The sequence below is a fragment of the Amycolatopsis regifaucium genome, assembly GCF_001613935.1.
GTDB lineage: Bacteria > Actinomycetota > Actinomycetes > Mycobacteriales > Pseudonocardiaceae > Amycolatopsis > Amycolatopsis regifaucium.
In genome coordinates this window covers 38,314-62,969 of sequence record NZ_LQCI01000001.1, presented here as the reverse complement: position 1 = coordinate 62,969, position 24,656 = coordinate 38,314, and the positions used below count along the sequence as shown (strand labels likewise).

21 protein-coding genes are annotated in these 24,656 nt (G+C 69.4%); 8 read left to right on the top strand and 13 right to left on the bottom strand.

Going from position 1 to position 24,656, the window contains the following annotated elements:
* Positions 1-29 precede the first annotated feature (29 nt).
* Positions 30-734 (bottom strand): alpha/beta fold hydrolase, encoded by a 705-nt coding sequence (locus tag AVL48_RS00275; RefSeq protein ID WP_061983046.1) that lies wholly within the window; start codon positions 732-734, stop codon positions 30-32.
* Positions 735-860: 126 nt separating this feature from the next.
* On the opposite strand from AVL48_RS00275, the gene AVL48_RS00270 reads away from it, so the two are divergent.
* The 3 genes from AVL48_RS00270 (at position 861) to AVL48_RS00260 (ending at position 5,914) form a co-directional block, all read left to right on the top strand.
* Complete coding sequence (locus AVL48_RS00270) at positions 861-1,421, top strand: TetR/AcrR family transcriptional regulator (protein WP_061983047.1); 561 nt, start codon at positions 861-863, stop codon at positions 1,419-1,421.
* A 113-nt stretch (positions 1,422-1,534) separates the two neighbouring features.
* Complete coding sequence (locus AVL48_RS00265) at positions 1,535-3,121, top strand: AMP-binding protein (protein ID WP_061983107.1); 1,587 nt, start codon at positions 1,535-1,537, stop codon at positions 3,119-3,121.
* 258 nt (positions 3,122-3,379) lie between these two features.
* Positions 3,380-5,914 (top strand): LamG-like jellyroll fold domain-containing protein, encoded by a 2,535-nt coding sequence (locus AVL48_RS00260; protein WP_425266098.1) that lies wholly within the window; start codon positions 3,380-3,382, stop codon positions 5,912-5,914.
* A 63-nt stretch (positions 5,915-5,977) separates the two neighbouring features.
* On the opposite strand, the gene AVL48_RS00255 is transcribed toward AVL48_RS00260, so the two are convergent.
* A complete protein-coding gene (locus tag AVL48_RS00255; protein WP_244162439.1) occupies positions 5,978-6,217 on the bottom strand; it encodes a hypothetical protein in 240 nt (79 codons plus the stop codon).
* 103 nt (positions 6,218-6,320) lie between these two features.
* Between AVL48_RS00255 and AVL48_RS00250 the strand changes: the two genes are divergently transcribed.
* The gene (locus tag AVL48_RS00250) at positions 6,321-7,361 is read left to right on the top strand and encodes an enoyl-CoA hydratase/isomerase family protein (protein WP_061983049.1); all 1,041 of its coding nucleotides are present in this window, start codon (positions 6,321-6,323) and stop codon (positions 7,359-7,361) included.
* On the opposite strand, the gene AVL48_RS00245 is transcribed toward AVL48_RS00250, so the two are convergent.
* From AVL48_RS00245 to AVL48_RS00235, 3 genes are read right to left on the bottom strand one after another with little or no spacing between them, the layout of a single operon-like run.
* Complete coding sequence (locus tag AVL48_RS00245; RefSeq protein WP_061983050.1) at positions 7,345-8,055, bottom strand: SWIM zinc finger family protein; 711 nt, start codon at positions 8,053-8,055, stop codon at positions 7,345-7,347. The two genes, AVL48_RS00250 and AVL48_RS00245, sit on opposite strands and share 17 nt — an antisense overlap.
* Positions 8,048-11,059 (bottom strand): DEAD/DEAH box helicase, encoded by a 3,012-nt coding sequence (locus AVL48_RS00240; RefSeq protein ID WP_061983051.1) that lies wholly within the window; start codon positions 11,057-11,059, stop codon positions 8,048-8,050. Before AVL48_RS00240 ends, AVL48_RS00245 begins: the two co-directional genes overlap by 8 nt.
* 45 nt (positions 11,060-11,104) lie before the next feature.
* Entirely contained in the window at positions 11,105-11,548 is a 444-nt protein-coding gene (locus tag AVL48_RS00235) for a MarR family winged helix-turn-helix transcriptional regulator (RefSeq protein ID WP_061983052.1), read from the bottom strand.
* Positions 11,549-11,618: 70 nt separating this feature from the next.
* On the opposite strand from AVL48_RS00235, the gene AVL48_RS00230 reads away from it, so the two are divergent.
* On the top strand, positions 11,619-12,245 hold the full coding sequence (locus AVL48_RS00230) for a TIGR03086 family metal-binding protein (RefSeq protein ID WP_061983053.1): 627 nt from the start codon (positions 11,619-11,621) through the stop codon (positions 12,243-12,245).
* Here the strand turns inward: AVL48_RS00230 and AVL48_RS00225 are convergent.
* On the bottom strand, positions 12,224-13,105 hold the full coding sequence (locus tag AVL48_RS00225) for an alpha/beta fold hydrolase (protein ID WP_061983054.1): 882 nt from the start codon (positions 13,103-13,105) through the stop codon (positions 12,224-12,226). The genes AVL48_RS00230 and AVL48_RS00225 overlap by 22 nt on opposite strands.
* 87 nt (positions 13,106-13,192) lie before the next feature.
* Between AVL48_RS00225 and AVL48_RS00220 the strand changes: the two genes are divergently transcribed.
* Positions 13,193-13,798: a TetR/AcrR family transcriptional regulator gene (locus tag AVL48_RS00220; RefSeq protein WP_061983055.1), complete on the top strand. Its 606-nt coding sequence runs from the start codon at positions 13,193-13,195 to the stop codon at positions 13,796-13,798.
* Here the strand turns inward: AVL48_RS00220 and AVL48_RS00215 are convergent.
* Positions 13,782-14,501 carry a TetR/AcrR family transcriptional regulator gene (locus AVL48_RS00215; RefSeq protein WP_061983056.1) on the bottom strand — a complete coding sequence of 240 codons (720 nt, stop codon included), beginning with the start codon at positions 14,499-14,501 and terminating at the stop codon, positions 13,782-13,784. The two genes, AVL48_RS00220 and AVL48_RS00215, sit on opposite strands and share 17 nt — an antisense overlap.
* An 83-nt stretch (positions 14,502-14,584) precedes the next feature.
* On the opposite strand from AVL48_RS00215, the gene AVL48_RS00210 reads away from it, so the two are divergent.
* On the top strand, positions 14,585-16,063 hold the full coding sequence (locus tag AVL48_RS00210; RefSeq protein WP_061983057.1) for a carotenoid oxygenase family protein: 1,479 nt from the start codon (positions 14,585-14,587) through the stop codon (positions 16,061-16,063).
* A gap of 52 nt (positions 16,064-16,115) precedes the next feature.
* Here AVL48_RS00210 and AVL48_RS00205 read toward each other — a convergent pair whose 3' ends face one another.
* The 6 genes from AVL48_RS00205 to AVL48_RS00180 all read right to left on the bottom strand — a co-directional run bounded on the left by AVL48_RS00205 (position 16,116) and on the right by AVL48_RS00180 (position 23,997).
* Positions 16,116-18,878: a DUF5682 family protein gene (locus AVL48_RS00205; RefSeq protein ID WP_061983058.1), complete on the bottom strand. Its 2,763-nt coding sequence runs from the start codon at positions 18,876-18,878 to the stop codon at positions 16,116-16,118.
* Entirely contained in the window at positions 18,875-19,987 is a 1,113-nt protein-coding gene (locus tag AVL48_RS00200; protein ID WP_061983059.1) for an ATP-binding protein, read from the bottom strand. Before AVL48_RS00200 ends, AVL48_RS00205 begins: the two co-directional genes overlap by 4 nt.
* A 27-nt stretch (positions 19,988-20,014) precedes the next feature.
* Positions 20,015-21,385: a VWA domain-containing protein gene (locus AVL48_RS00195; RefSeq protein ID WP_061983060.1), complete on the bottom strand. Its 1,371-nt coding sequence runs from the start codon at positions 21,383-21,385 to the stop codon at positions 20,015-20,017.
* Positions 21,382-22,764 (bottom strand): hypothetical protein, encoded by a 1,383-nt coding sequence (locus AVL48_RS00190; RefSeq protein ID WP_244162440.1) that lies wholly within the window; start codon positions 22,762-22,764, stop codon positions 21,382-21,384. The genes AVL48_RS00195 and AVL48_RS00190 overlap by 4 nt, the downstream gene beginning before the upstream one ends.
* Positions 22,764-23,264: a hypothetical protein gene (locus AVL48_RS00185; RefSeq protein ID WP_061983062.1), complete on the bottom strand. Its 501-nt coding sequence runs from the start codon at positions 23,262-23,264 to the stop codon at positions 22,764-22,766. Before AVL48_RS00185 ends, AVL48_RS00190 begins: the two co-directional genes overlap by 1 nt.
* A 73-nt stretch (positions 23,265-23,337) precedes the next feature.
* Positions 23,338-23,997, bottom strand: a complete 660-nt coding sequence (locus tag AVL48_RS00180) for a haloacid dehalogenase type II (RefSeq protein ID WP_208616228.1) — start codon at positions 23,995-23,997, stop codon at positions 23,338-23,340.
* 78 nt (positions 23,998-24,075) lie between these two features.
* Between AVL48_RS00180 and AVL48_RS00175 the strand changes: the two genes are divergently transcribed.
* Entirely contained in the window at positions 24,076-24,639 is a 564-nt protein-coding gene (locus AVL48_RS00175) for a CGNR zinc finger domain-containing protein (RefSeq protein WP_244162441.1), read from the top strand.
* Positions 24,640-24,656 lie beyond the last annotated feature (17 nt).

The following is a 24,656-nucleotide window of genomic DNA, read 5'->3' as shown; positions in this document are numbered from 1 at the left end:
GGGAGGATTCACCTGTCAAGCGACCGAGGTCAGGCGACCTTGGCGGCCGCGGCGAGGATGACCTCGGCGACGACGTCCGGCCGCGAAACCGAAACCGCGTGCGAGGCGTCGACCCGGCTGACCTCCGAACCGGCGCGCTCGCTCATGAACGCCTGCGCGGCGGCGGGGATCGCGTGGTCCCGCTCGGCGATCAGCGCCCAGGACGGCAGGGTCTTCCACGCGGGCTCGCCGTCGAACGGCGTGGCCAGCGCGCGCTCGGTGACCGGACGCTGGGTGACCGCCATGACGTCGGCGGTCTCCTCGGGGACGTCGGCCGCGAACACGTCCGAGAAGTTCTCGGGCTTGATCGACAGCTCACCCTGGGCCGCGAGGACGTTCGTGGTGTCCGGGCCGAGCTTGCTTCCCTCGAACCGGCCGGACAGCTCGAACACGCTCTCCCCCGCCTCCGGCTGGAAGGCGGCGATGTAGACGAGCGCCTTCACGTTCGGCGCGGTGGCCGCCGCGCGGCTGATCACCACGCCGCCGTAGGAATGCCCGGCCAGTACCACCGGACCGGACACGCCGTTGACGAAATCGGAGACGTAGTCCGCGTCGGACTCGATTCCGCGCAGCGGGTTCGGCGCCGCCAGCACCGGATAGCCCTCCTCCCGCAGCTTCGAAACCACGCCGTTCCAGCTGGACGAGTCGGCGAAAGCACCGTGGACCAGGACGATGGTGGGCTTCTGGGTGCTCATGAGTGCTCCTTCAGAGCTAGGGAGAACGATCGGTCTTTCTCCCTGAACAATGCTCGCCCCGGCCGCCTTCCGCAAGGTGACGTAGCCAACGTGGCGGAATGACCGTTCTTTCTCTAAGATCGGGGGATGCCGACCGCCGACCGGGGAACACACCCGAAGATCCGGCTGCTCGAGACCGCGTCACGGCTGTTCTACGCCGAAGGAATCCACGCCGTCGGAGTGGAACGCCTGGTCTCCGAGGCGGCCGTCACCAGGGCGACGTTCTACCGCCACTACCCCACCAAGGACGATCTCGTCGCCGCCTACCTGAGCACCACGAGCGAGCGGATCCGCGAGGGCGTCGGCGCGGCGACCCGTGGGAAGCCCGCGCGTGAAGCGCTGCTCGCCGCACTGGGCATCATCGGCGACCGGACCCTCGACGACGACTTCCGCGGCTGCCCGTTCCTCAACGCCGCCGCCGAATACCCCGACCCCGAACACCAGGTCCGCCGGGTCATCGACGACCACCGGGAGTGGTTCTTCGGCGCGCTTCGTGACCTGGCGCGGGACGCGGGCCATGCCGACCCCGAGCACGCCGCCCGCACCCTCGTCCTCCTTCGTGACGGGGCGCTGCACGGCGGGAACCTCGACGACGCCGAGACCGTCCGCGCCACCCTGCGCCGCGCCGTGACCGACGTCGTCGCCTGACGGCCTCCGCTCAGACCTCCGGCGCGGGGAGACACTTTCATTGCGCCTTCTCGACGGTCGTAACAAATGCTACCTTCGCGGAAGGGGGCAGGCCGGACCGAGGAGTGGCGACGATGAGGCTTTCTCCCAGCGCGCATGCCGACCCGTTCTGCCGTGATCGGCTGCCGCCCGCCGACCAGTGGCCCCGGCTGGTGTTCGACCTCCCCGAACTGCGCTATCCCGACCGGCTGAACGCCGCGACCGCCTTGCTCGACGACACCGTGGCACGCTTCGGCCCGGGCAGGGCCTGCCTGCTGTCGCCGACCGATACCTGGACCTACGGCGAGGTTCTCGCCCGCGCCAACGGCATCGCCCACGTCCTGGTCACCGACTTCGGCGTGGTGCCGGGGAACCGGGTCCTGTTGCGCGGCACCAACACACCGTGGCTCGCGGCGTGCTGGCTGGCCGTGCTCAAGGCGGGCGCGGTGGCCGTCACGACGATGCCGATGCTCCGGCGGAACGAGCTCGACAAGATCGCCGGCCGCGCGGAACCCACGCTCGCCATCTGCGACGAACGCCTGCTCGGCGAACTCCCGCCCGAACTACCGGTCGTGTCCTACGGAACGGACCTCGCCGCCCGGGCGGAACGGCATCCGTCGACGTTCACCGACGTCCAGACCGCGGCGGACGACGTCGCGTTGCTCGCCTTCACCTCCGGTACGACGGGATCGCCGAAGGCGACGATGCACTTCCATCGCGACCTGCTCGCGGTCGCCGACACGTTCTCGCGGCACGTCGTACGCCCGAGGGCCGACGACCTCTTCGGCGGCACACCGCCGCTGGCCTTCACTTTCGGCCTGGGCGGGCTGCTGGTCTTCCCGTTGCGCGCGGGAGCGGCGGCGCTTCTGGTCGAACGCGCGACGCCGGCGGAACTCGCCGCCATCGTCGCCGACAAAGGCGTCACGGTCCTGTTCACCGCCCCGACCGCGTACCGGGCGATCCTCAACTCCGGCGACGGACGGCTGCTGGCCGGAGTGCGCCGGGCGGTCTCGGCGGGCGAATCGCTGCCCGCTCCGGTGGCCGAGCAGTTCCGGGAGATCGTCGGACGGCCGCTCATCGACGGGCTCGGCAGCACCGAGATGCTGCACGTCTTCATCTCCGCCGCGGACGAGGCCGCCCTGCCCGGCGCGACCGGGAAGGTGGTGCCCGGCTACCAGGCCGCCGTCCTGGACATCGACGGCGTGCCCGTTCCGGACGGCACGCCCGGCTTCCTCGCGGTGCGCGGCCCCACCGGCTGCCGCTACCTGGAAGACCCGCGCCAGCGCGACTACGTGCGCGACGGCTGGAACATCACGGGCGACACCTACGTCCGCGACGCCGACGGCTACTTCAGGTTCGTCGCCCGAAGTGACGACATGATCATCTCGTCGGGATACAACATCGCCGCCCCCGAGGTCGAGGAAGTCCTCCTCACACATCCCGACGTTGAGGAGTGCGCGGTGGTCGGGACGCCGGACCCGGACCGGGGTTCGGTGGTGACCGCGTTCGTCGTGCTCCGGTCCGGGGTCACGTCAGGTCCCGGCGTCGCCCGTGCTTTGCAGGAGTACGCGAAGGCGAACGCGGCGCCGTACAAGTACCCGCGGCGCGTCCGGTTCATCGAAGCGTTGCCGCGTAACGCGAGCGGGAAACTGCAGCGGTACCTGCTGCGGTCTTCCGGGTGAGTCGCCTGGTCAAGCCTTAGACCGCTTTCCCCGCCGCCCGAGCGCGGAACAACGCCATGGCCGGTACCCGCGGCCGATTCGAGCCATTCGACGCTTTACAACGTTGTATCAACGATGTAAAAAGTTCCTGGCGACTTACCGTGGCCTGCCTCACGCCGGTTCCCCTCGGCCACGGCGCCGTGATTCCACGCCTGCACAGGTCCAGCGGGAGGCGCACCTCCGCCGAGGTGGCCGTCCCCGGAGAAGGGTGTCGAGCAGATGTTGTCAACGTTGTCACCTCATCGCCCCCGAGGTAAGTCCCGAAGTTCCGCCCGTTTCCGCAAGACCCTGACCGTCGCGGTCGCCGCCATCACGGCCCTGTCGCTGGCGCCTGGCTCCGCGACGGCCGCGGAGAGCGGCTGGAAGATGGGCAAGCCACGCCTGACCACGCCGTGGACCAACCAGGTGTCGCCTTCCAACGCGCTGCCCGAATACCCCCGGCCGCAACTGGTGCGTGAGCACTGGCAGAACCTCAACGGGCTCTGGGAGTTCGCCGGTGCAGCTCCCGGCGAGATCCCGCCGTTCGGCGAACGGCTCGCCGAGAAGATCCTGGTCCCCTACCCCACCGAATCGGCGCTCTCCGGTATCCAGCGGCATGAGGACTACATGTGGTACCGCCGCACGTTCACGGTGCCGAGGAACTGGAACGTGGGCAAGGACAACACCCTCCGGATCAACTTCGGCGCCGTCGACTACAAGGCGAAGGTCTACGTCAACGGCAAGGAGGTGGCCTCGCACCAGGGCGGCTACGGCGCGTTCTCCGCGGACGTCACCTCGGCGCTGAAACCCAAGGGAGAGCAAGAGATCATCGTCGGTGTCGAGGACCGCGCCGACGCCACCTGGCAGCCCGTCGGCAAGCAGCGTCTGGTCCCCGACCGTGGCATCTTCTACGAGGGTGCCTCCGGCATCTGGCAGACGGTGTGGATGGAGCCGGTCGCGGCCCAGCACATCGGCACGCTCGATATGGTTCCCGACCTCGGATCCGCCACGCTCAAGCTCACCGTCGACACCGGCGGGAGCCCCGGCCTGACCGTCGAAACCGTGGTCCGCGACGGCCATCGGGTGGTCAGCCGCAGCAAGGCTTCCAGTTCGGCGACGATCTCGGTGCCGGTGCCCAACGCGAAGCTCTGGACGCCGGACTCGCCCTTCCTCTACGACCTCGACGTCGAACTGAAGGACGGGCGCCGCACCGTCGACAAGGTGTCGTCCTACTTCGGCATGCGCGAATTCGGCACCACGAAGGGCGCCGACGGCAAACTCCGCTTCACCCTCAACGGCAAGATCCTCTTCCTGCAGTCCACATTGGACCAGGGCTACTGGCCGGACGGCATCTACACCGCACCGACCGACCAGGCGCTGCGCTTCGACCTCGAACAGCACAAGGTGCTCGGGTTCAACACCGTCCGCAAGCACATCAAGACCGAACCCGACCGCTGGTACCACCACGCCGACAAGCTCGGCCTGCTCGTCTGGCAGGACATGCCGTCGATGCGCACCGGCGGCCGTCCGCCCGCCGACGCGCAGAAGCAGTTCGAGGTCGAGCTGAAGGAACTGGTGGAGCAGAAGAAGAACTGGACCTCGATCGTCGGATACGTGCCGTTCAACGAGGGCTGGGGCGAGTGGTCGCGCGACACCACCGGGCGGATCGCCGACGACGTCAAGGCACAGGACCCGACGCGGCTGGTCAACGCGCACAGCGGGGTCAACTGCTGCGACTCCCTCGGCGACTCCGGCAAGGGTGACGTCATCGACTGGCACGCCTACCCGGGACCCGCGAAGCCGATGCCCGATGGCAAGCGGATCTCGATCGACGGTGAACACGGCGGCTACGGTCTCGAGGTCAGGGACCACATGTGGTTCGGCGAAGGCCACGCCTACGAGATGGTGAAGGACCAGGCGACCTTGAACAGCCGCTACGTCCAGAACCAGCGTGACGTACTCGCGTCGGCGCAGAGCTGTGGCATCAGCGGCTCGATCTACACGCAGATCACCGACGTGGAACACGAGGTCAACGGCTTCTTCACTTACGACAGGCAGGTGAAGAAGATGGACTTCGCGCAGGTGCGCGCGGTCAACCAGGCGATCATCCGCAATGCCGACGGCAGTGGTTCCGGCGCTCCGGACCCGGGCCCCGGCACCCCGGGACTCACCGGTGTGCACGCCTACAAGTTCGACGAAGGCACCGGCTCCCGTGCCGCGGACTCGGTCGGCACCGCGCACGCCACGCTGACCAACGCGCAGTGGGCCGGCGGTGTCGAGGGTGGCGCACTGGCCTTCGCGGGCAACGGGCAGGCCGACACCGGGACCAACCTCGTCGACACGGCAGGCAGCTACTCGGTCTCGGCGTGGGCGAAGCTGGACGAAGCCAGCGGCGCGTTCCAGACCGTCGTCAGCCAGGACACCGGCCGTGACAGCGCGTTCTTCCTGCAGTACTCCGGGCAGGACCAGCGGTGGGCGATGAGCTTCGTCGGTCTCCGCGCCCTTTCGCCGGAGAAGCCGGAAGTCGGCCGCTGGTACCACCTGACCGGGGTCCGCGACGCCAAAGCGGGCACGTTGTCGCTCTACGTCGACGGCAAGAAGGTCGCCTCGCAGAACGCCTGCTCCGCCGCACGGAGCACCGGCCACACGGTGATCGGCCGTGGCCAGTACGGCGGTCAGCAGGTGGACTTCCTGCGCGGCGCGGTCGACGACGTCCGGCTCTACGACCGGCCGCTGTCGGACGCGGAGGTCGCGACGCTGGCCAAGCGCGACTGAGGCAGCGCACGCGGCGCCGGGCGGCTCCCCGGCGTCGCGTGCTCGGCACGGAAGACGATCCGGCTACCGCCGAGCACGACGTCGTGGAAGTCCCGGATGTCGAAGGCCCGGCCGCTCGTCAGGGCGGCCGCCTCCGGCGATGTCGCGGGCCAGCGTCTCGCGATAGGTGACGAGCGCCGGCCGGACCCGCTCGGCGAACAACCGTTCCCGCCGCGCCACCCGGTCTCCGGTCAGTGGCGGGACCAGCAGCGCGTTCGGCTCCGTGGCCAGGAACCGGTCGACGTGGGCGATGGCGTTGCGCACCGCGCGTTCCACCGGTCGTCGGCCAGTTCCGCCGCGGTCGGCTGTGTACCGCCCACCTCCGGTTGGTCGGACGTCCCACTTTAGGATGTCCACAGGAGGCTTCATGAACGACGTGCTGTTCTTCGTCCACGGTGGAATCGGCCGGATCACGCTGAACCGGCCGCGCGCGCTCAACTCGCTGAACCACGACATGGTCCGCGCCATCGCCGAGCGGCTCGAGGCTTGGCGCTCCGATCCCGCGGTCCACGCCGTGCTGATCGACGGCGCCGGCGAACGCGGGCTCTGCGCGGGCGGCGACATCCGCGCCATCTACGAAGACGCCCGCGGCGGCGGTTCCGCCTCACTGCGGTTCTGGGCCGACGAATATCGCTTGAACGCGCTGATCTCGCGCTACCCCAAGCCGTACCTGGCGCTCATGGACGGTCTCGTCATGGGCGGCGGGGTCGGCGTCTCCGCGCACGGCAGCCACCGGATCGTCACCGAACGCTCCCGCGTCGCCATGCCCGAGGTCGGCATCGGTTTCGTCCCCGATGTCGGCGGCACGTACCTGCTGTCCCGTACCCCAGGACAGCTCGGCACGCATATCGCCCTCACCGCGGGGTCGATCAGCGGACCCGACGCGATCCACTGTGGACTCGCCGACCACTTCCTGCGCAGTGAACGGATTCCCGAGCTGCTCGACGCGCTCGCGTCGCACTCGCCGGACACCGCGCTGGAACTGGTCGCCGAACCGGCGCCGCCGAGTGAACTGGCCGCCGACGCGGAGTGGATCGACCGCTGTTACGCGGCGGACACGGTCGAGGAGATCCTCTCCCGGCTCCACGCCGGAGGCGACGCGGCGGCCACCGTCGCCAAGGAGATCGAAGCGAAGTCACCCACCGCCTTGAAGGTGACCTTGCGCGCGCTCCGGACCGCGGCGGCGTTGCCCGACTTGGAGACCGTGCTGGCACAGGAATACCGCGTCTCGCACCGCGCGCTCGCCTCGGCCGAATTCACCGAGGGGATCCGGGCGCAGATCATCGACAAGGACCGCGCACCGCGCTGGTCCCCGGCGACACTGTCCGAAGTGGACGACGCTCTGGTCGATTCCTACTTCGCAGATCTCGGGAACGCGGAACAGCGGTTCTTCACTCCTGACCGGTGAGCGCCCGGTAGAGCGGCCGGAGCAGTTCGGTGACCGAGGTTCCGTCGACCGTGGCCGCGAGCGGCGGCACCTCACCGAGCAGTCCCAGCGCGGCGCCGGCCGGTGGCTGTCGTTTGGCCGACCGCGTGATGTCACCCGCCGGGCCCCAGCCGAAGAAGTCGTCCATGACCTCGGCGAGGCCAGGTGCCTCCGCGTCGGTGGGCGGCGCCGTGATCCTGGCGCCCGCCTGTCGCCCGATCTCTTCGAGCAGGGTGGTCCGGTCACGCCCGCGGAGGGCGAACATCGCGAACGGATCGCCGTCGGTCTCCTCCACCAAGGCGATCAGGCCCGCGACGAGGTGATCGCACGGGACCTTCGTACCGGGGCACGTGCAGTCCAGCGACAACTCCCTCGTTTCCGGGAACAGGGGCACCTGCTCCGCGGCGAAGAAGCGTTCGATGTCGTCCGGAACCCGGCCGTCGAGCAGGGCCGTCGTCGTGACCTCGTCCTCGACGACGGCCGCGGTCACGGCTGTCCACACCTGTTTGCCGAACGTCGGAAGTCCGATGCGGACCTCGTAGCACCGTTGTCGCGTCACACGCACCTGGGCGACCGCGGCGCCGGGCCCGACCGCCAGGCTGTCGACCCGACAGGGCGGTACAAGTCCTTTGTGGACGCCGAGTTCGTCCAGGGTGCGCCGGAATCGGTCAGTCATCGGCCGCCTCCCGTCCCAGCGCGAAGACTTCCCTCAGCGAGTCGGTGGACAGCCCGGTGAGCCAGTCTTCGCCATCGGTGACGACCATTCCGGCCAGCGACTCCTTCTTGGTGATGACGGCGTCGATCCGTTCCTCGATGGTGCCGGGGCAGACGAACTTCCGCACCTGGACGCTCCGCCGCTGACCGATGCGGAAGGCGCGGTCGGTGGCCTGCTCCTCGACCGCCGGATTCCACCAGCGATCCAGATGCAGGACGTGGGTGGCGGCGGTGAGGGTCAGCCCCGCTCCCCCGGTCTTCAGCGACGCCAGCAGGATCGGCGGTCCGGTGCCGGACTGGAAATGCTCGACGATCGAGTCCCGGCGCTGCTGGGACAACCCACCGTGCAAGAACGCGATCTTCGCGTTCAGCCTGCTCGACAGATGCGGCACGAGCAGATGCCCGAACTCGGCGTACTGCGTGAAGCACAGCGCGCGGTCCCCCGAATCGAGGATCTCGGCGAGGAGTTCTTCGAGCCGGTTGACCTTCCCGGAGCGGTTTTCCAGCGGTGAGCCGTCGTGCAGCAGATGCGCGGGGTGGTTGCAGATCTGCTTGAGTTTGGTGATCGCGGCGAGGATGTTGCCGCGCCGTTTGACCCCGGCGCTGTCGGTGATCTTGGTCATCATCTCGTCCACGGTCGCGCGGTAGAGCGTCACCTGCTCGCGGGTGAGGCGGTATTCCTGGACGATCTCGATCTTCTCGGGCAGATCCACGAGCACGGTGGGGTCGCTTTTGAGACGGCGCAACAGGAAAGGCCGGGTGAGCCGGCGCAGTTCGCCGGCGGCGGCCAGGTCGCCCCGTCGTTCGATGGGTATCTCGAACCGCTCGCGGAATTCTTGCCGCCCACCGAGCACGCCGGGGTTGAGCAGATCCGAAAGCGACCACAGATCGGCGAGCCGGTTCTCCACCGGCGTGCCGGTCAGTGCGACCCGGTGCTCGGCCGGGATCCGGCGCAACGCCTGCGCCGGACCGGTGTTCTGGTTCTTGACCGCCTGCGCCTCGTCGAGCACCAGGCGATGCCACCGGGCGCCCGCCAGTTCGTCGACGTCCCTGGCGGCGGTCGAATAGGTGGTGACGACGAGATCGGCGGCCGCGACACGCGCGGCCAGCCGGGCGCCGTGGTCCCGCGCGGCCCCGTGATGGATGGTCACCCGGAGATCGGGGGCGAACTTGGCCGCCTCCCGCTGCCACGTCCCGAGCAAGGACATCGGGCAGACCAGCAGGGTCGGTCCGCACTCGGCGCGCGTGCGCTCGATCGCTTCGAGGGCGAGAAGCTGGACGGTCTTGCCGAGACCCATGTCGTCGGCGAGACAGGCACCGAGCCCGATCGACGCCATGAACGAGAGCCAGGCGACGCCTCGTTCCTGGTACGGCCGCAGGGTCGCCAGGAAGGTCGGCGGTGGCTCGACCGGTTCGATGACGCGGTGGACCCGGCCGGCGAGGAAGTCGTCGATCCAGCCGTCGGTCGTCACCTCGGTGACCGGCAGTGGCGTGTCATCGAACCCGTGGAGCAGGGCGAGCAGCTCCGCCGGGCTGGGCAGCGGGGGCTTCTCGCGGTCGGGGTCGCGGCGCAGATACTCGAGACCGGCGCGCAGCAGTTCGGGGTCGACGCTCACCCACCGGCCGCGCAACCGCACCAGGGACGACTTCGCGGCGGCGAGCCCGGCCAGTTCCTCGTCCGTCAGGGCGTCCTCCCCGACGGCGAGCGACCAGCGGTACGAAGCGAGCTGATGACGGCCGAGCCGGTACACGGCGGCCTGGTCGACGGGCGCGCCGCGGACGGACAGCTTCAGGGCGAGCTTGCGCCTGCCACCCCAGCTCGCCGGGAGCTCGACGTCGAAACCGGCCGCGACCAGCCGCTCCGCGCCACCGTCCAGGAATTCGACGGTTTCGGCGACGGTGAGGTCGTGGACACCCGGTTTCCCGGCTTCGACCGCCGGAGCGAGCAGCGGCAGTACCCCCGCGGCACGCCCCAGCTCGGCGGCGAAAAGCCCTTCGGGGTCGGTGAACCGCGCGCCCGCCTTGCCCGACCAGACGTCCTCGGCCGGGATGAGAAGGCTCGAATCGGCAGTGGAGCGCAGGAGGAACCGCAGCTGCCACTTGGTTCCGTCGCCGGTCTGGTCGTCGGGGTCGTCCACCGGGCCATACAGGGTGGGCACCTCGTCGAGCCGGATGCAGACGGTGCCCTCGGTCAGATCGGTGTCGGTGACCGCGTCCCACGCCGCGATCCCCTCGGCGACGATCCCCATCCGTCCCGGCGCTTGGCTGATCCGGTCGTCGGCGCTCTTCAGCGCGTGGAGCCACGATCCGAAAGGTCCTTCGCGCCCGTCGCTTTCCGTGGCGTGACCGGCGGCGGCCAGCCGATCGCGCACGGCGGCGTCGACCAGGCTGTGGAGCGCGTCGGTGACGAGCGCCGCCGGATCCGGTTCGGTGTGTTCGGCCCGGCCGACCGGCGGGGTGGCCGCGATCAGCGCCCGGAGCGTGACCGCGTCGCCGCCTCTGGCCACCGGCCGCCACCGCGCCCGCGCCACGAGCTCGGTCCGCGCGAGGGTGGGCAGCACCCGGCCGCGGCGCACGAGATCGTCCGCGAACCGGGCGATGGCACGAAGATGCCGGACAGAGGCGCCGTAGCGGACCGACTCGACCGGATCGTCCAATTCGGACGGATCGATCAGGAGCGCGGGCACCGACCAGGGCTCCAGCGACAGTTCCCCCTGAGGACGGCCGCGCGCACCCAGTTCGGGCGAGGCGACCGGGCCACCACGTCGCGACGGCAACAGCAGGGTGGCCGACGCCGGCTTGCCGGGATGCAGTGCGGTCAGATCCGCCACCGACGCCGCGAACGGATGCGGCCGGGCCGAACTCGACGGCCGCATCGACGTCGTCGCGGGCCGGTCACCGTGCTCACCCCACAGCAGGATCCCCCGGCGTGGGGACCACAGGCCGTGCACGACGAGTGGCGGCATGGCTCCCCTTTCCGCGGTCTGTCCTCTCAGCATGCCCGCACCCGATCAGCGTTCGGTCAGTGCCTCGCCGGACGCTTCGGACAGCACGCGCGCGGCGCGGAGGAACGCCTCGCGGTCAGCGGCGGGCAACCGTTCCAGCAGCCGCTCCTCCTGCTCCTGGATCCGCGCCTGAGCCGACCGGCGCGCGACACGGCCCGCCTCGGTGATCTCCAGTAGCCGGACCCGGCGGTCGTTCGGATCCGGCTCGCGGGTGATCAGCCCGTCCTCCTGAAGCTTGTCGAGGGTGCCGATGATCCGCGTCTTGTCCGCGCCGATCGCCTTCGCGAGCGCGGCCTGCGCGCGGACAGGCCCGTCGTCGAGCGCACTGAGCACCACGTAGCCCCACATGGTCAACCCGTGCTCGGCCAGCACCGGCGACTCGGCCGCCATCAGCCGTCGCATCAGCCCGCCGAGCATCGCCGCGAGATCCGGCCTCCGCTGCTCCGCCATGCGCAGACCATACCGACCCGGCCCGCGAAGCCGGTTGACGAACTCGTATGCATATGTAGATGATATGCCCATGCACACCAATGAGCTTCGCTTTCTCGACGCCATCGCGACCCGCAAGAGTCTCGACCTCGTCGCGCACCTCACCCCCGAAGACCTGACCAGGACGACGCCGTGCGCTTCCTGGACCTTGCACGGGCTCCTGTCCCATATGGCCACCCAGCACTACGGCTTCGCCGCCGCGGCCGACGGTGACGGTGCGAATCCCACCCACTGGCGCGCGATCCCGCTCGGCGAAGATCCCGTCGCCGACTACCGCGCGTCGGTCAAGCGGGTGCTGAGCGCCTTCGCCGTCCACGACCTCGAGGATCGCGAGTTCACCCTCCCCGAGTTCTCCACCGAATTCACCTTCGCCGCGGACAAGGCCCTGGGGTTCCACTTCATCGACTACGTGGTGCATTCCTGGGATGTGGCCAAGACCCTGGACCTGCCCGTCGGCTTCGACAAAGAGGTACTCGACGTCGCGCTGAAGCTCGCGGAGTCGATTCCCGACGGAAAGAACCGGGTCGCGCCGGGAGCCGCCTTCGGCCCGGCCGTCAAGGCGGCCGGAACGTCTACTTTGGACACGATCGTGGCGCTGCTTGGCCGGTCCCCGTCATGGCCGGACTCCGCGCCGGGTCAATCCGCCGCGTCGGCGTGACGTTCCCGCGCCGCCTCCAGAATCCGGGTGGTGACGAGTTCCGGCCTCTCGAGCGACAGCCCGTGCGTGGCCTTGGGTACGACCTCGACGCGAATGTGCGGGTTCAGTGATTCGAGCCGCGCGGCCACCTCCCGGGCATCGTGGATGACACTGCGTTCGGCGACGACGATCCGGGTGGGCACCTCGATCGACGCCAGCTCGTCGTCGCCGAACAGGTGCATCTCGGGCAGCTGATCCCGGTATTCGAGGGCGGCGAAGAGAAGGGGGCGCAGGATGTGCCGCGCCTCCGGGTCCCCGGAGGCGATCAGCCGGAGGAGCCATTTCGGCAGAAACCAGCGGAAGATCTCACCCAGGCTCCACCAGATGAAGCTCCGGCCGATCACCCCGAACCCCGACGCCTCGAAGGTGACGACACCGGCGATCCGTTCGGTGTTCCGCGAGGCGAGATTGAGCGAAAGCCAGCCACCGCGCGAAACACCGGCGAGGTGGACCTTCTCGTGGCCGGAACCGGCGAGGACACCGTCGAGTACTTCCGAAAGCCAGTCCGCGCAGTCTTCGGAGTTCTCGAGCGGAGCGGTCTGCACCGACCGGCCCGGTTCGCCGATCGTGTCGACGGCGTAGATCCGGTGCCGCTGAGCCAGTTCGGCGATATGCGGGTACCACGACAGCGAGGCACCCCGCCCTCCCGGCAGGAGCACGATCGGCGTGCCCCGCTCGGCGCCGCACCGCCGGACCCTGGTCGGGCCGAACGTGGTCTCGATGTCCCATTCCTCGGCCGGAACCGGCCATCTCCGCAGGATGTCGTCGTAGACGGCGAAGAACCGCTTTTCCGTCTTCTCGTCCGGAAACTCCCCCAGCATCGCGCCTCCTCAGTTTTATGGTGCACTTGCACCATAACAGCCGGTGGCCGATCCCGGCCAGTTCGGCCGACGTGAAAGAGTGATCGCGTGCCGAAACGTGTGGACCACCAAGAGCGCAGGCGCGCGATCGCGGAAGCACTCTTCCGGATCGCCGCCGCTCAAGGCCTGCAGGCGGTCACGTTGCGTGCGGTGGCCGCGGAGGCGGGCATCTCGATGAATCTGGTCCAGTACTACTTCCCGACCAAGGAGGAGATGCTGCGGTTCGCCTGGCAGCGCATCGTCGAATTGACCGGGGAGATCGCCGGCGAGAGGATCGGGCAGGCGATGAAGACCGGCGACGAACGCGCGATCGTGCGGGCGTACCTGACCGGCGTCCTGCCCACCGACGGCCGCGGCCGCATGCTGGCCGCGGTCCAGATCGCCTACTTCGCCGTCGATGTCACCCGGGGCGGCCAAGCACCGGATCAAGAGGCCTTGCTCCCACACCTGGTACGGGCACTCGCCGGACTATTGCGCCGGGCACAGGCGAAGGGCGCCGTCCCGGCACACCTCGACCCGGGGCTCGAAGCGGACACGCTCGCGACCATGTCCGCCGGGCTCCTCACCGGGATCCTGGTCGACGCCTACACCACCGAACAGGCGACGAAGATCGTCGACTACCGGCTCGACGGCCTGTTCACCGGCGGCCGATGAGCGCCTCGATGCCGTCCAGGATGCGACCGAGGCCGAACTCGACGTCGTCGTCCTCGACGCCGTCTTCACCGTAAGCCTCGCCGGAGACCACGGCGGCGACGCGTGAATAGCCCCGTTCCTCGAGGCGCGGACGCAGGAACTCACTCACCGCCTGGACCCGCTCAGGAGTGCTCGCGTGCACGTCACGCAGCAGGGCCGCGGTACTGCGCACCCAGCCGTCGACGAGCAGCGCGCAACCGACCACGTCGCCGGTACTCAGCCCTGAATCCGCCATCCCGTCGAGGAAGTTCTCCAGCCAGCCCAGCAGATTCGGCGTCGTCGGCGCACTGCGCACCGGCAGTTCGATCAGCCACGGATGACGGCGACAGCGTTCGAGGAGGGCGTGGGCCCAGGCGGTGACCGCCGCACGCCAATCACCGGACGGCGGTTCGGGCGGCGGCCCCCACGCCGCCTCGGCGACCAGAACGAGCAGTTCCTCTTTCGAACTCAGATAGCGGTAGAGCGCGTTGGCCGTGACGCCGAGGCGTTTGGCGATCGACGGCATGGTCAGTGCCGCGAAGCCCTCGGCGTCGGCCTGCGCGATGGCCGCGTCGACGATCTGCTCAAGGCTGTAACCCGGCTTCGGTCCACGCCGGGGTGCCGGGGCCTGCCCCCAGGCCAGCGCGGTGCCCGGCGGCAGCGCGTCGATCTTGTCCTCGTTCACCGGGGCATTGTTGCATTCAAAACCGGTAAAGGCATATACTGTTCATGTCATACACAGTTAATACCCGATCTTGGGGGATCGCCATGACCGAACCGAGCAGGCGGAACGTGCTTCGAGGAGCGGCCGCGCTGGCCATCGGCGGTGTCGCCACGACCTACGGCAACGTCGGCGCGGCCTCGGCAGCGCAAAGTCCGGCGGTCGAAGCGGCGAAGGAGCGCTACCCGTTCCTGGAAGGGGCGTTCGCGCCGGTACGGGAGGAGGTGACCGCGTTCGGCCTCCCGGTCACCGGTCGCATTCCCGATGACCTCTGCGGCCGGTATCTGCGCACCGGGCCGAACGTGCTTGGCCTCGAGGATCCGCGCGCACACCACTGGATGCTGGGCGAGGGGATGGTGCACGGCGTCCGGCTGCGCGACGGGAAGGCCGAGTGGTACCGCAACCGCTGGGTGCGGTCGTCCGGTGTCGCGGCGAAGCTCGGCGAAGGGTACCCGTGGCCGGTGCCCGCGGAGGACTTCGCGCCGAACACCCATGTGATCAGCCACCACGGCCGCATCCTCACCCTGCAGGAGTCCGGCGCCCCGCCATACGAACTCGACGGCGAGCTGAACACACTGGGGCCGTTCGATTTCAGCGGTTCACTGGAGGGGTCGTACACGGCGCACACCAAGTTCGACGCCCAAGCCGACGAACTGCACGCGGTGACCTACCACCCGACCTGGGATCACGTGCGGCATCTGCTGGTCGACCGGAGCGGCCGCGTGGTGCGGACCACCCCGATCCCGGTCACCGACAGCCCGATGATGCACGACTTCGGGCTCACCAAGAACTACGTGGTCGTCTTCGACGTGCCCGTCACCTTCGATCCGCGACCGGGCAAAGTGGTGCCTTACCGGTGGAATCCCGGCCATCCGGCCCGGGTCGGGGTCATGAAGCGTGAAGGCGGGCCGGTCCGGTGGTTCGGCGTGGACCCGGTGTTCTACTCCCACACGCTCAACGCCTACGAGCAGGGCTCCACGGTGGTGGTGGACCTCACCACCATGCCGGCGCCGTTCGAGGTGGCGGGCAAGCAGGGTTTCGGCGGCCCCTCGGCGTCCGGCCCGCCGGTGCTGGAGCGGTGGGTGATCGACCTGGCACGTGGCCGCGTCCACCGCCGCGTGCTCGACGACCGGCCCCAGGAGTTCCCCCGGGTCAACGAAAGCCTGGTCTCACGACGGCATCGATACGGCTACTCGGCCTCGCCCGGTGAGCTGTTCGACGTCTATCTCGACAAGCCCGCCGGCTCCTTCGGCAACGCCCTGATCAAGCACGACCTGAACACCGGACGTTCACAGGTGCACCGATTCGGCCGCGGTGCCGACGCGAGCGAGGCTGTCTTCGTGCCCTCGGCCCGCGGTAAGACCGAGGACGACGGCTACGCCCTTGCCTACGTGAACAACCCTGACCGCAACGCTTCGGACCTCGTGATCCTCTCGGCTCAGGACTTCACCGCGAAGCCCTTGGCCCGCGTCCACCTCCCGAGGCCCGTGCCGCTGGGCTTCCACGGCAGCTGGGTGGCCGACTGACGATCGGTGGTCGCCGGCGCCCGGCGCGGGCGCCGGTGACCATCCGCTCCGGTCACACGGCCGTGAGCACCTCCTCCAGTGCCGCGGCGGTCTCCGGGTACCGCGCGACCAGCGCCGCGCCTGCCGGGGTCGCCCCCGGAGTGACCCACTCGCCGTCGCAACCCAGCAGGTTGGCGACGGCATCACAGGTCGCCGGATGCGCGGCCAGCAACACCAGCCCGGTCCCGGCGGTCTTCCCCGCCAAGGCAACGGGTTCCGGCGGGTTCTTCCACGGCGGAACCCATTCATCGAGTGCCGCGAGACGGCCGGGAAAGAGCCGGCCGGCCTCACGGACGAGCAACGGCACGAGGTCCGCGCCCCGGGACCGCAGTGTGGTGATCAACGTCGGCAACCACGGCAGCAGCAACCTGTCCGGCAGCTCGGCGAAGGCGTTCGACACCGCCTCGACGACGAAGTCGGCCAGCCCCGGCGCCGGTTCCAGCGCGTGGACGAATCCGCTGAGATAGCGCGGATAAGCGGGCAGTACCAACGGATTCGCCAGCAGCCCGGCACACCGCTCACGCAACTCCGCGCGCGAAAGCCGACCGAGCTGGACCTGGGCCGCCCACAGCAGCGCCACCTTCGACGGCTCCTGCGGATGCGACCCGGTGATCGCCAGTTCCAGCTGGGTACGGTCGCACCCCAGTGACAGGGCGAGCGCTTCCATGCTGAACAGGAAGCCCAGCATCGCGGCGACCTGCTCGACTCCGGCCTCCTCGTCGGCGAAGGCCGCGGGCAGCAGGGTGCAGTAGTGCGCGTACCCCGTCCTGACGAACTCCTCGATCCACCGGGGCAAGACCGGCTCACTGGTCCGGTAGTGCGCCAGCAGCCGTCGCACTCGCCGCAACACTTCGGGAGCGCCGTCGACGGTGCGTTCGGTGGCCAGCACCTCCAGGGCACGGGTGCCCAGTTCCCCCGCCAACCGGGCACTGCGCAAATAGAGTGTCGCGTCCTCGACGGCTCCGAGCACCTTCGCCGCGGTGGCCTGCGGATGGTAGGCGGCACGCCGAAGCCGTTGCTCCAGCACCTGTTCGATGCTGACACCCTCGTAGCCCAGTTCGATGAGGGCTCGCTGATGAGTGCCCAGCGCCAGATCCCACGACTCCTGGATCGGCCGTTCGCCGAGCCGCCGCTCCCCCATGATCGGCCGCGCCGCACCCTGCGGCATCAGGTACCGCAGCATCCACAGCAGATCCGAGCAGGGCTCAAGCTCCGGCCGCGCCGCGATGTCGAGCAACGCCCGCTGCACACCTCGTTGCTGCAGCTTGAGGTTCAGCGGTGCGAGCCTGTCGTGCACGTCGCGCGCCAGCGGCGGAAGCGCGTCATAGCCGACCTGACCGATCCGGTCGCCGCCCATCATGATCTCGACCAGACGGCGCACGTCGCGCCTGCCGGGTACGACGTCCTTCTCGATGCAGGTGACCGCCGCGTCCTGGAAGTCGTACGGCGTCGGCTTCGCCCGGTCGCGCAGACCCGCCAGCAGGATCGACGTCTCGAACACCGCGATGGCGTCGGCGGTCGAGGACAGATATCCGTTTCGGCGTGCGGCTCGCACGATCTCGACCGACCAGCCCAGCAGCTCGGCCTCGTCCAGTTTGTCCAGGACCGGCGGCCGCCGCAGGAATCCGGTCAGCTGATCCGAGGAGACCGGATCGGCGGTGGGCTGGGGCAGCTCGGCGGCCTTCTTCCGCTTCGGCCCGCCCACCTGCCCGTCCAGTTGGAACTGCTTCACCCGGGTGCGCTTGAGGTTCTTCGCCCATTCGGTCGCCGCGATCGAGACCGATCCCCCGGCCAGGCCGAATTGCGCCTCGATCGACGCGTGGCTCGACGGGATCAGCCCGTACTGCCAGGTGCTCGCGCTGCGCGGGCTGATCACGAACCCGTCCGTGCCCTCGATGCCGAACTCCGCCACCCGGCTGGCGGCGTGGAACGCGCCGCAGACGTAGAGGCAGTCCGCGGGGTCGGCGCCCGAAGCGGCGAGGTGCTCGCGCATGCGGGTCCACATGTAGCGTTCGCGGTCTTCGTCCACCCGGACGCGGTGGGTGTCTCCGGGAGCGAGCCGCCGGAACAGGCTGCCGATCAGGAACATGACCTGGCGATAGGTGTCGTGGTCGCTGTCGCCGAGCGGCAGTTCGACGTACTGATGCCACCACTCCGACCAGTGCCGCACCCGCCCGTGACGCAGCAGGTGTTCTTCGAGTTCGGCGAACCGGGGCCGCAGATCGCCGATCTCGACGCCGACCGCGTCACCGTGCAGCGCGGCTTCCTCCTCCGCGCGTGGCGCGTCCGGATCCGCGGGCTGCTCACGCTCGTCCCACTGGAACACGTGGTCGGCGGACCGGTCGACGAGGACGAGTTCGACCCCCGGGGTGTCCAGCGCGTAGGCGATCGCCTGGTACTCGGCCGAAGCCTCGGTGATCGGCGCGACCACCGACAGCGGCGCCCACTCGGCGGGGAATCCCTTCACGTCCGTCGCGAAAGCCTGCACCGCCACGGGAAGACGGCAGTTGCGCAGCTCGGTCAGCAGCGGCGCCATGTCCTCGCACAGTTCGAGGTAGACGACCATCGGCTGTTTCTCCCGCAGCCGCCGGGCCATCGCCACGGCCGAAGCCGGGGAATGGTGGCAGACGGGGAAGATCTCCAACGGCTCCCGCACCGCGCGGTCGACGTCGTCGACGAGCCCGAGCAGGATGCCCTCCAGCGCGCCTGGTCCGTCGGCGAAGGCGGCCGCGGCCTCCCGTAACTGGCCGCGCAACGCCTCGAAGGCGCCGCTCACGACAGGGTGGCGATCGCGTCGCGGCCGCCGTCGAGGAACTCCGGCCAGTCCCCGCCCTCGTCCTTGCTGCGCGGTTCGACGACGCCGTGCAGGTACTTGTTGAGGATCGCCAGATCCTCCGGCTCACGACGGGCGAGGGAACCGACGAGGGAAGACGCGAGGGTGCGGGCGGTCAAGGCTCGTTCCCCGAAGAAGTTGCTGTGCAGTACCGCGTCTTCGAGGACGCCGATCTGTTCGGCGGTGGACAACGCGGACTCCAGCTTCTCATCGTCACTGCCCGCCGACGCCGCCGCGGCGCGCAGGTCGCCGAAGCTGCGCAGCAGCACGTCGAGCAGCGTCGGCGGCACGTCCAGCTCGATCTGGTGGCGGCGCAGGAGTTCCTCGGTGCGGAAGCGGACGATCTCCGCCTCGCTCTTCTTGTTCGTCACCACCGGGATGCGGACGAAGTTGAACCGGCGCTTGAGCGCGGAGGACAGGTCGTTGACGCCCCGGTCGCGGCTGTTGGCGGTCGCGATCACGGAGAACCCGGGCTTGGCGAAGACGATGCCGTCACTGTCGAGTTCCGGCACCGAGATGTACTTCTCGGACAGGATCGAGATCAGCGCGTCCTGCACGTCGCTGGTGGACCGGGTCAGTTCCTCGAAGCGGCCGATCGATCCGGCCTCCATCGCGGTCATGATCGGCGAGGGGATCATCGACTCACGCGATTGCCCCTTGGCGATGACCATGGACACGTTCCACGAGTACTTGATGTGGTCCTCGGTGGTCCCCGCCGTGCCCTGCACCACGAGCGTGGAGTTGCGCGAGATCGCGGCGGCCAGCAGTTCGGCGAGCCAGCTCTTGCCGGTGCCGGGATCGCCGATCAGCAGCAGTCCCCGGTCGGAGGCGAGGGTGACGATGGCCCGCTCGACGATGCTGCGGTCGCCGAACCACTTCTGCGAGATCTCGCGATCGAGGCCGTCGGCGCGCTCGGCGCCGAGGACGAACAGGCGCACCATCTTCGGGGACAGGCGCCAGGCGAACGGCTTGGGGTTGTCATCGATCGATTCGAGCCAGTCCAGCTCTTCGGCGTACTTGAGTTCGGCGGGGGCGCGCAGGACGTCGGACATGTCGTGCCTTTCGGGAAGTTCAGGAGGTCAGGAGGTGAGGAAGGTTTTGAGTTCGTGGACGAGCTTGGTGATGTGGCCGGAGATCACCGGCGTGCCGAGGTCCTTGAAGCGCTCACGGAACCACGGGTTGACGCTGCCGCGACCGGCGCTGGTGACCGAGCCGACCGGGATGAACTTCGCCCCGGACCGGTGGATCGCGGCCATGCTCTCGAAGAGCTGCTCGACGCGGGTCTCGTAGAAGTCGGAGATCCACACCACCACGGTGTTGGCGGGCTCGGCGATCTTCGGCTGGGTCAGCGCCATCGCGACCATGCCGTCGTTGCCGCCACCGAGATTGGTACGCAGCAGGGTTTCGAACGGATCGTGCACCCACGGGGTGAGGTCGAGTGCCTGGGTGTCGTAGGCGATCAGGTGAACGTCCACTTTGGGCAGTCCGGCGAAGATCGAGGCCAGTACCGCGCAGTTGACCATCGAGTCGACCATGGAGCCGGACTGGTCGACGACCGCGATGAGCCGCTGAGGCGTCGTCTTCTTCGCGGTCTGCTTGTAGTAGAGGCGATCGACGTAGAGCCGCTCCTCTTCCGGGCTCCAGTTGGTGAGGTTCTTCCAGATCGTCCGATCGAGGTCGAGGTTGCGGAACACGCGCTTCGGTGGAACCGACCGATCCACCTTGCCTGTCGAAGCCTTCTCGACCTGGGTGCGCAGGACCTCCGCGATCTCGTCGACGTAGCGGCGGATCAGCGACTTGGCGTTGGCCAGCGCCACTCCGGACAGATTGTCCTTGTCCCGCAGCAACTGCTCGATGAGCGACATACTCGGACTGAGCTTCGCCGCGAGCGCGGGATCGGCGAGCACCTCACGCAGATGCATCCGCTTGACGAGGTCCGCCTCGATGGCGCCGAGTTCCGGCCCGATCCCCGGGAGCAGCGTGCTCAGATCGGGTGCTCCGCCCCCGCCGGTGCCCCCGAGCCCGGTCGGCGCTCCCCCGGGACGACCGCCCCGCAGCTCACCCGGACGGCATCCCAGCGCACGCTCGAACCAGCCCGCGTCGGCCTGCCAGGCCGACAGCTGCCCGGCCGTCACCGTGCTGGGCGCCTGGGCGAAGACGTTGAGCAGCACCTTCGACACCAGCGCCGCACGCCGTACTTCCGCGGCCTTGTCCCGGCCGTCCTCGGCTTCGGGGACCATCAGCCCGTCGAATTCGGCGGCCAGCTCCGGATGACGCTGGACGATCGAGTCGACGGCGACGTTCGGGTCCAGCACCGCGGCCGGGAGGCCGATGTCCTCGACCACGGCCACGCTCGCCGATTCGAGCGTGGCCTGCTCGTCGGTGTCGAAAAGCCGGGCGAGCAGGCGCCAGTACAAGACCTGGCGGCGGTTGTCTTCAGCGTCGGTCATTTCCGCAGCAGCCTTCCGGCGCGTTCGCGCAGTACGGCCGCGGCGTCCGTGGCCGCCTTCTCGGCTTTCAGCCCGGCCTTGTCCGTCGTGCCCCCGGCCCACGCTCCGGCGTGCACGGCGGTGGTCTTCTTGCGCACGGTGGTTTCGACGGCGAACGGCTGGAGCCGGAAACCACCGTCGTCCCATCGGAGCAGGCCGAGACACGCGCTGGAGTTCGCGACCGCCTTCGGGGTGAGCGGACCGGCGACGGGGACGCGATCGGTGTCGACGGCGAGGTGATTCCCGGCGAAGGTGAACGCGAGTGCGTCTTCGTCACCTTCGATGCCGTAACCCTCCAGGAAGACGGGGACGGCGATTCGCGCCGGATGCCGGTTCAAGGGCACGGCCGCCGGTGTGGTGGCGGTGGCCAGGGCGACTCGCGCGGTGGCGAAGGCGTCCGCGGGCTCACTGATGCGAGCGTGCTCGTCCTGCCAGAGAAGGTCGCCCTCCGCGGTGACCGGCATGTCGACCAGGTCCATCGAGCGGCCCTCGCTGACCGCCGCGAGCAGCGACAGCCGCGGGCGCAGCAGCTGCCAGATCCCGGCGCCGATGATCGTGTCCGGCTTCGGCGCCGTCACACTCGCGCGCACAAGCCGCGGCGCGCCGCCGTCCTCCGGTTCGAACACCGCGTGAACCTGCGCCTGCGCCGCCGTCGCGTGTTCGAGCAGGTCGACGCCGAGCGGCAGAAGGCGGCCCGTGACCGTGCCGATCGCGGGTGTCGCCGCCACTCCGGGCACGGTCAGCAGCATCCCGCGTGACCAGAGATCACCCCAGCGCCGGACCGGGACCCGCTCCAGCGCCGAACCCGGACAGGACGCGGCGAGTTCCGCCGCGAAACCGTCGAGCAGGACCGCCAACCGGCGCAGGCCGGGTTCCGCGAGCAGCGCGGAAATCACCGGCGCGGAGGCCGAAACGAGGTCGTGGTCGATGCCCTGCCAGCCGGCGCGGGCCAGGTCGGAAAGCCACGATCGGGCAGCGGCCAGCAGATTCGGCGACTCGGCCGACGCGGCATCCGGTGCGGGCTCCTCGCCGGGCGGCCGCCCGGTCGCCTCGGCCAGCCGGTGCGCGAGTGCGTCGTGCACCGAGCCGAACACCGCGATCCTCGCCGCGGCAAGGGAAACGAAGTGCTCCTCCCCCGCCGCGCCGGCCGCCGTCTTCCCGGCCGCCTCGGCGACGCGCACGGCCAGTGGCGACCCCGCGACGGCGTCGGCCAGATCGGTCAGTCCGGCGCTTCTCTGTGGCCGGAGCAGACCGCCCACGAGTACGTGATCGAAGGCGTCGACCACCGCCAAAGCCTCGTCGAGCCCGGCGATCGGGTCGGTGAGCAGATCGATCCTCATCAGACCACCGTCCTGGTCTGGGGGAACCACTGCAGCTCCGGCACCGGTGCCGTCGACGGTTCGAATTCCAGGTACGCCAGATGCCGCAGGAACTGGCTGAACACGGACGCGGCGGCACTGTCGCCCTGCGCCGGTCCGGTGGCGCTCATGGCCTGCGAGATGGCCTGAGCCGTCAGCTCGTCGGCCGCGACCTCCACCCGCAGATACCGCGCGACCCGCTCGGCGCCGTACTGAAGAGCGGCTTCGTTGAGCAAGGCGAGGATGTGATTGCAGAACATGCCCCTCGCCCCGCCGCAGGGCCGATTGTTGTTGGTACTGCAGGCGAATTCATACGTTCCCGCCGCGACCGACGAGACGTACACACGCCCGATGTCCGAACCGCTGGACACCACGCCCTGCACCCGTCCGTCGGCCAGTTCGACGAACGGGACCTTGGCGAGCTTGCGCGGACGGGCGGGTGGCAACACCCGGGCCGTGCTCGCTCTTTCCCAGTCTGACAACGCATCTTCTCCTTGCGGGGGTGCCTCGGTGGGGACTGGGAAGAACCTAGCGGGAGGCACCGACAGTTCTGTCTCACGACCTCCCGAGCCGGTCGGCCAGGTCGGCCAGATCCCCGGCATGGAGGTCGAAGCGGTCCGAAGGTGACGGCGGGTCCCCGACGGGCCTGGAGAGGTAAGCGGTCCGCAGACCGGCGGCCTGCGCTCCTCTCAGGTCCCACGCGTGTGCGGCGACCATCAGCAAGCGCTCCGGGGATGTGCCGCTCACCTTGACGGCCAGCTCGTAGACGGCCGGGTCCGGCTTGTAGGTCCGCGCGTCCTCGGCGGAGAGCGCCTGGTGCCAGCGCAGGCCCGCGTGGGCGTTGATGCGGAGCAGGGAGGCACGGCCGGCGTTGGAGAGTCCGATCAACGGAAATCGCTCGGCGAGCCTGGCGAGCCCGGCCACCGTGTCGGGCCAGGCCGGGAGCCGTCGTCCGGCCGTCGCGAACTCGCCGGGCTCACGATCACAGGCGGCGGCGACGAGCTGAGCGGCTTCGTGGTCGAGAACGTCGCTGGCCACGTAAGGCCTGCCGCCTTCGACGATGCGCTGTTGCTCGCGCTCGACATGGTCCTGCCAGAGCTTGAGCAACCCGTCGGCATCCGCGTCCGGTACGACCTCACGGATACCGGCGCGGATCCCGGCGGGCTCGTCGACGAGCGTGCCGAGCACGTCGAACACCAAAGCGTCGATCTCCACGGACCCGACCTCCCGGTAAGGGTTAAAGTACCTGTTAACCGTGAACATACGAGAGGCCGGTAAGGGATGCAAGTAGCGTTGGACGATTACGTCTGGGCGGCGGGCCTCGCTACGGAGCTGGTCAACACCGCCGCGGCGGTCTGGCACGGCGAAGACCATCTGCCGGACCTGGCGTCTCTCGTCACCTTCACCGAGCTTCACGGATCTGATTCACTGACCGCGCTCGCCCGCCGTGCCCGGGTCGCCGACCTGCGTGCGGTCCACGAGCTGCGCACGACGGTGCGAGAGCTGATCGACCATCCCGCGCCTGACCGTCTCGTCGCCGCCTCCGCGCTTACGGCTTCCGTCGGCGCCATCACACTGCTCGCCGACCACACGCCACCCCGTTGGACCGCTTCACTCCGGCCGGGCGCGACCGTCGCCGACGCACTCTCGCTGGCCTGCGGCGTGGGCATCCTCGGCGTCGTACGAGCTCTCGGTGTCGACCGGTTCCGAGCCTGCGGCGCGCCCACTTGCCGAGGCGCGTTCATCGACACCACGCGACCGGGGCGGCGCCGGTACTGCATGCCGGGCTTGTGCGGGAACCGCGTGAACGTGGCCAACCACCGGGCCCGGCGGGCCGCGGCGCGCGAGGGCACGTGAGTGGCGATCGACGGGAC

Bases quoted from the DNA above. Each gene is read 5' to 3' on its own strand.
- AVL48_RS00270 (WP_061983047.1), top strand. From the start codon at position 861: ATGCCGACCGCCGACCGGGGAACACACCCGAAGATCCGGCTGCTCGAG.
- AVL48_RS00195 (WP_061983060.1), bottom strand. From the start codon at position 21,385: ATGACCGACGCTGAAGACAACCGCCGCCAGGTCTTGTACTGGCGCCTG.
- AVL48_RS00235 (WP_061983052.1), bottom strand. From the start codon at position 11,548: ATGGCGGAGCAGCGGAGGCCGGATCTCGCGGCGATGCTCGGCGGGCTG.
- AVL48_RS00200 (WP_061983059.1), bottom strand. From the start codon at position 19,987: ATGTCCGACGTCCTGCGCGCCCCCGCCGAACTCAAGTACGCCGAAGAG.
- AVL48_RS00250 (WP_061983049.1), top strand. From the start codon at position 6,321: ATGAACGACGTGCTGTTCTTCGTCCACGGTGGAATCGGCCGGATCACG.
- AVL48_RS00225 (WP_061983054.1), bottom strand. From the start codon at position 13,105: ATGCTGGGGGAGTTTCCGGACGAGAAGACGGAAAAGCGGTTCTTCGCC.
- AVL48_RS00230 (WP_061983053.1), top strand. From the start codon at position 11,619: ATGCACACCAATGAGCTTCGCTTTCTCGACGCCATCGCGACCCGCAAG.
- AVL48_RS00245 (WP_061983050.1), bottom strand. From the start codon at position 8,055: ATGACTGACCGATTCCGGCGCACCCTGGACGAACTCGGCGTCCACAAA.
- AVL48_RS00265 (WP_061983107.1), top strand. From the start codon at position 1,535: ATGAGGCTTTCTCCCAGCGCGCATGCCGACCCGTTCTGCCGTGATCGG.
- AVL48_RS00190 (WP_244162440.1), bottom strand. From the start codon at position 22,764: ATGAGGATCGATCTGCTCACCGACCCGATCGCCGGGCTCGACGAGGCT.
- AVL48_RS00260 (WP_425266098.1), top strand. From the start codon at position 3,380: ATGTTGTCAACGTTGTCACCTCATCGCCCCCGAGGTAAGTCCCGAAGT.
- AVL48_RS00240 (WP_061983051.1), bottom strand. From the start codon at position 11,059: ATGCCGCCACTCGTCGTGCACGGCCTGTGGTCCCCACGCCGGGGGATC.
- AVL48_RS00210 (WP_061983057.1), top strand. From the start codon at position 14,585: ATGACCGAACCGAGCAGGCGGAACGTGCTTCGAGGAGCGGCCGCGCTG.
- AVL48_RS00275 (WP_061983046.1), bottom strand. From the start codon at position 734: ATGAGCACCCAGAAGCCCACCATCGTCCTGGTCCACGGTGCTTTCGCC.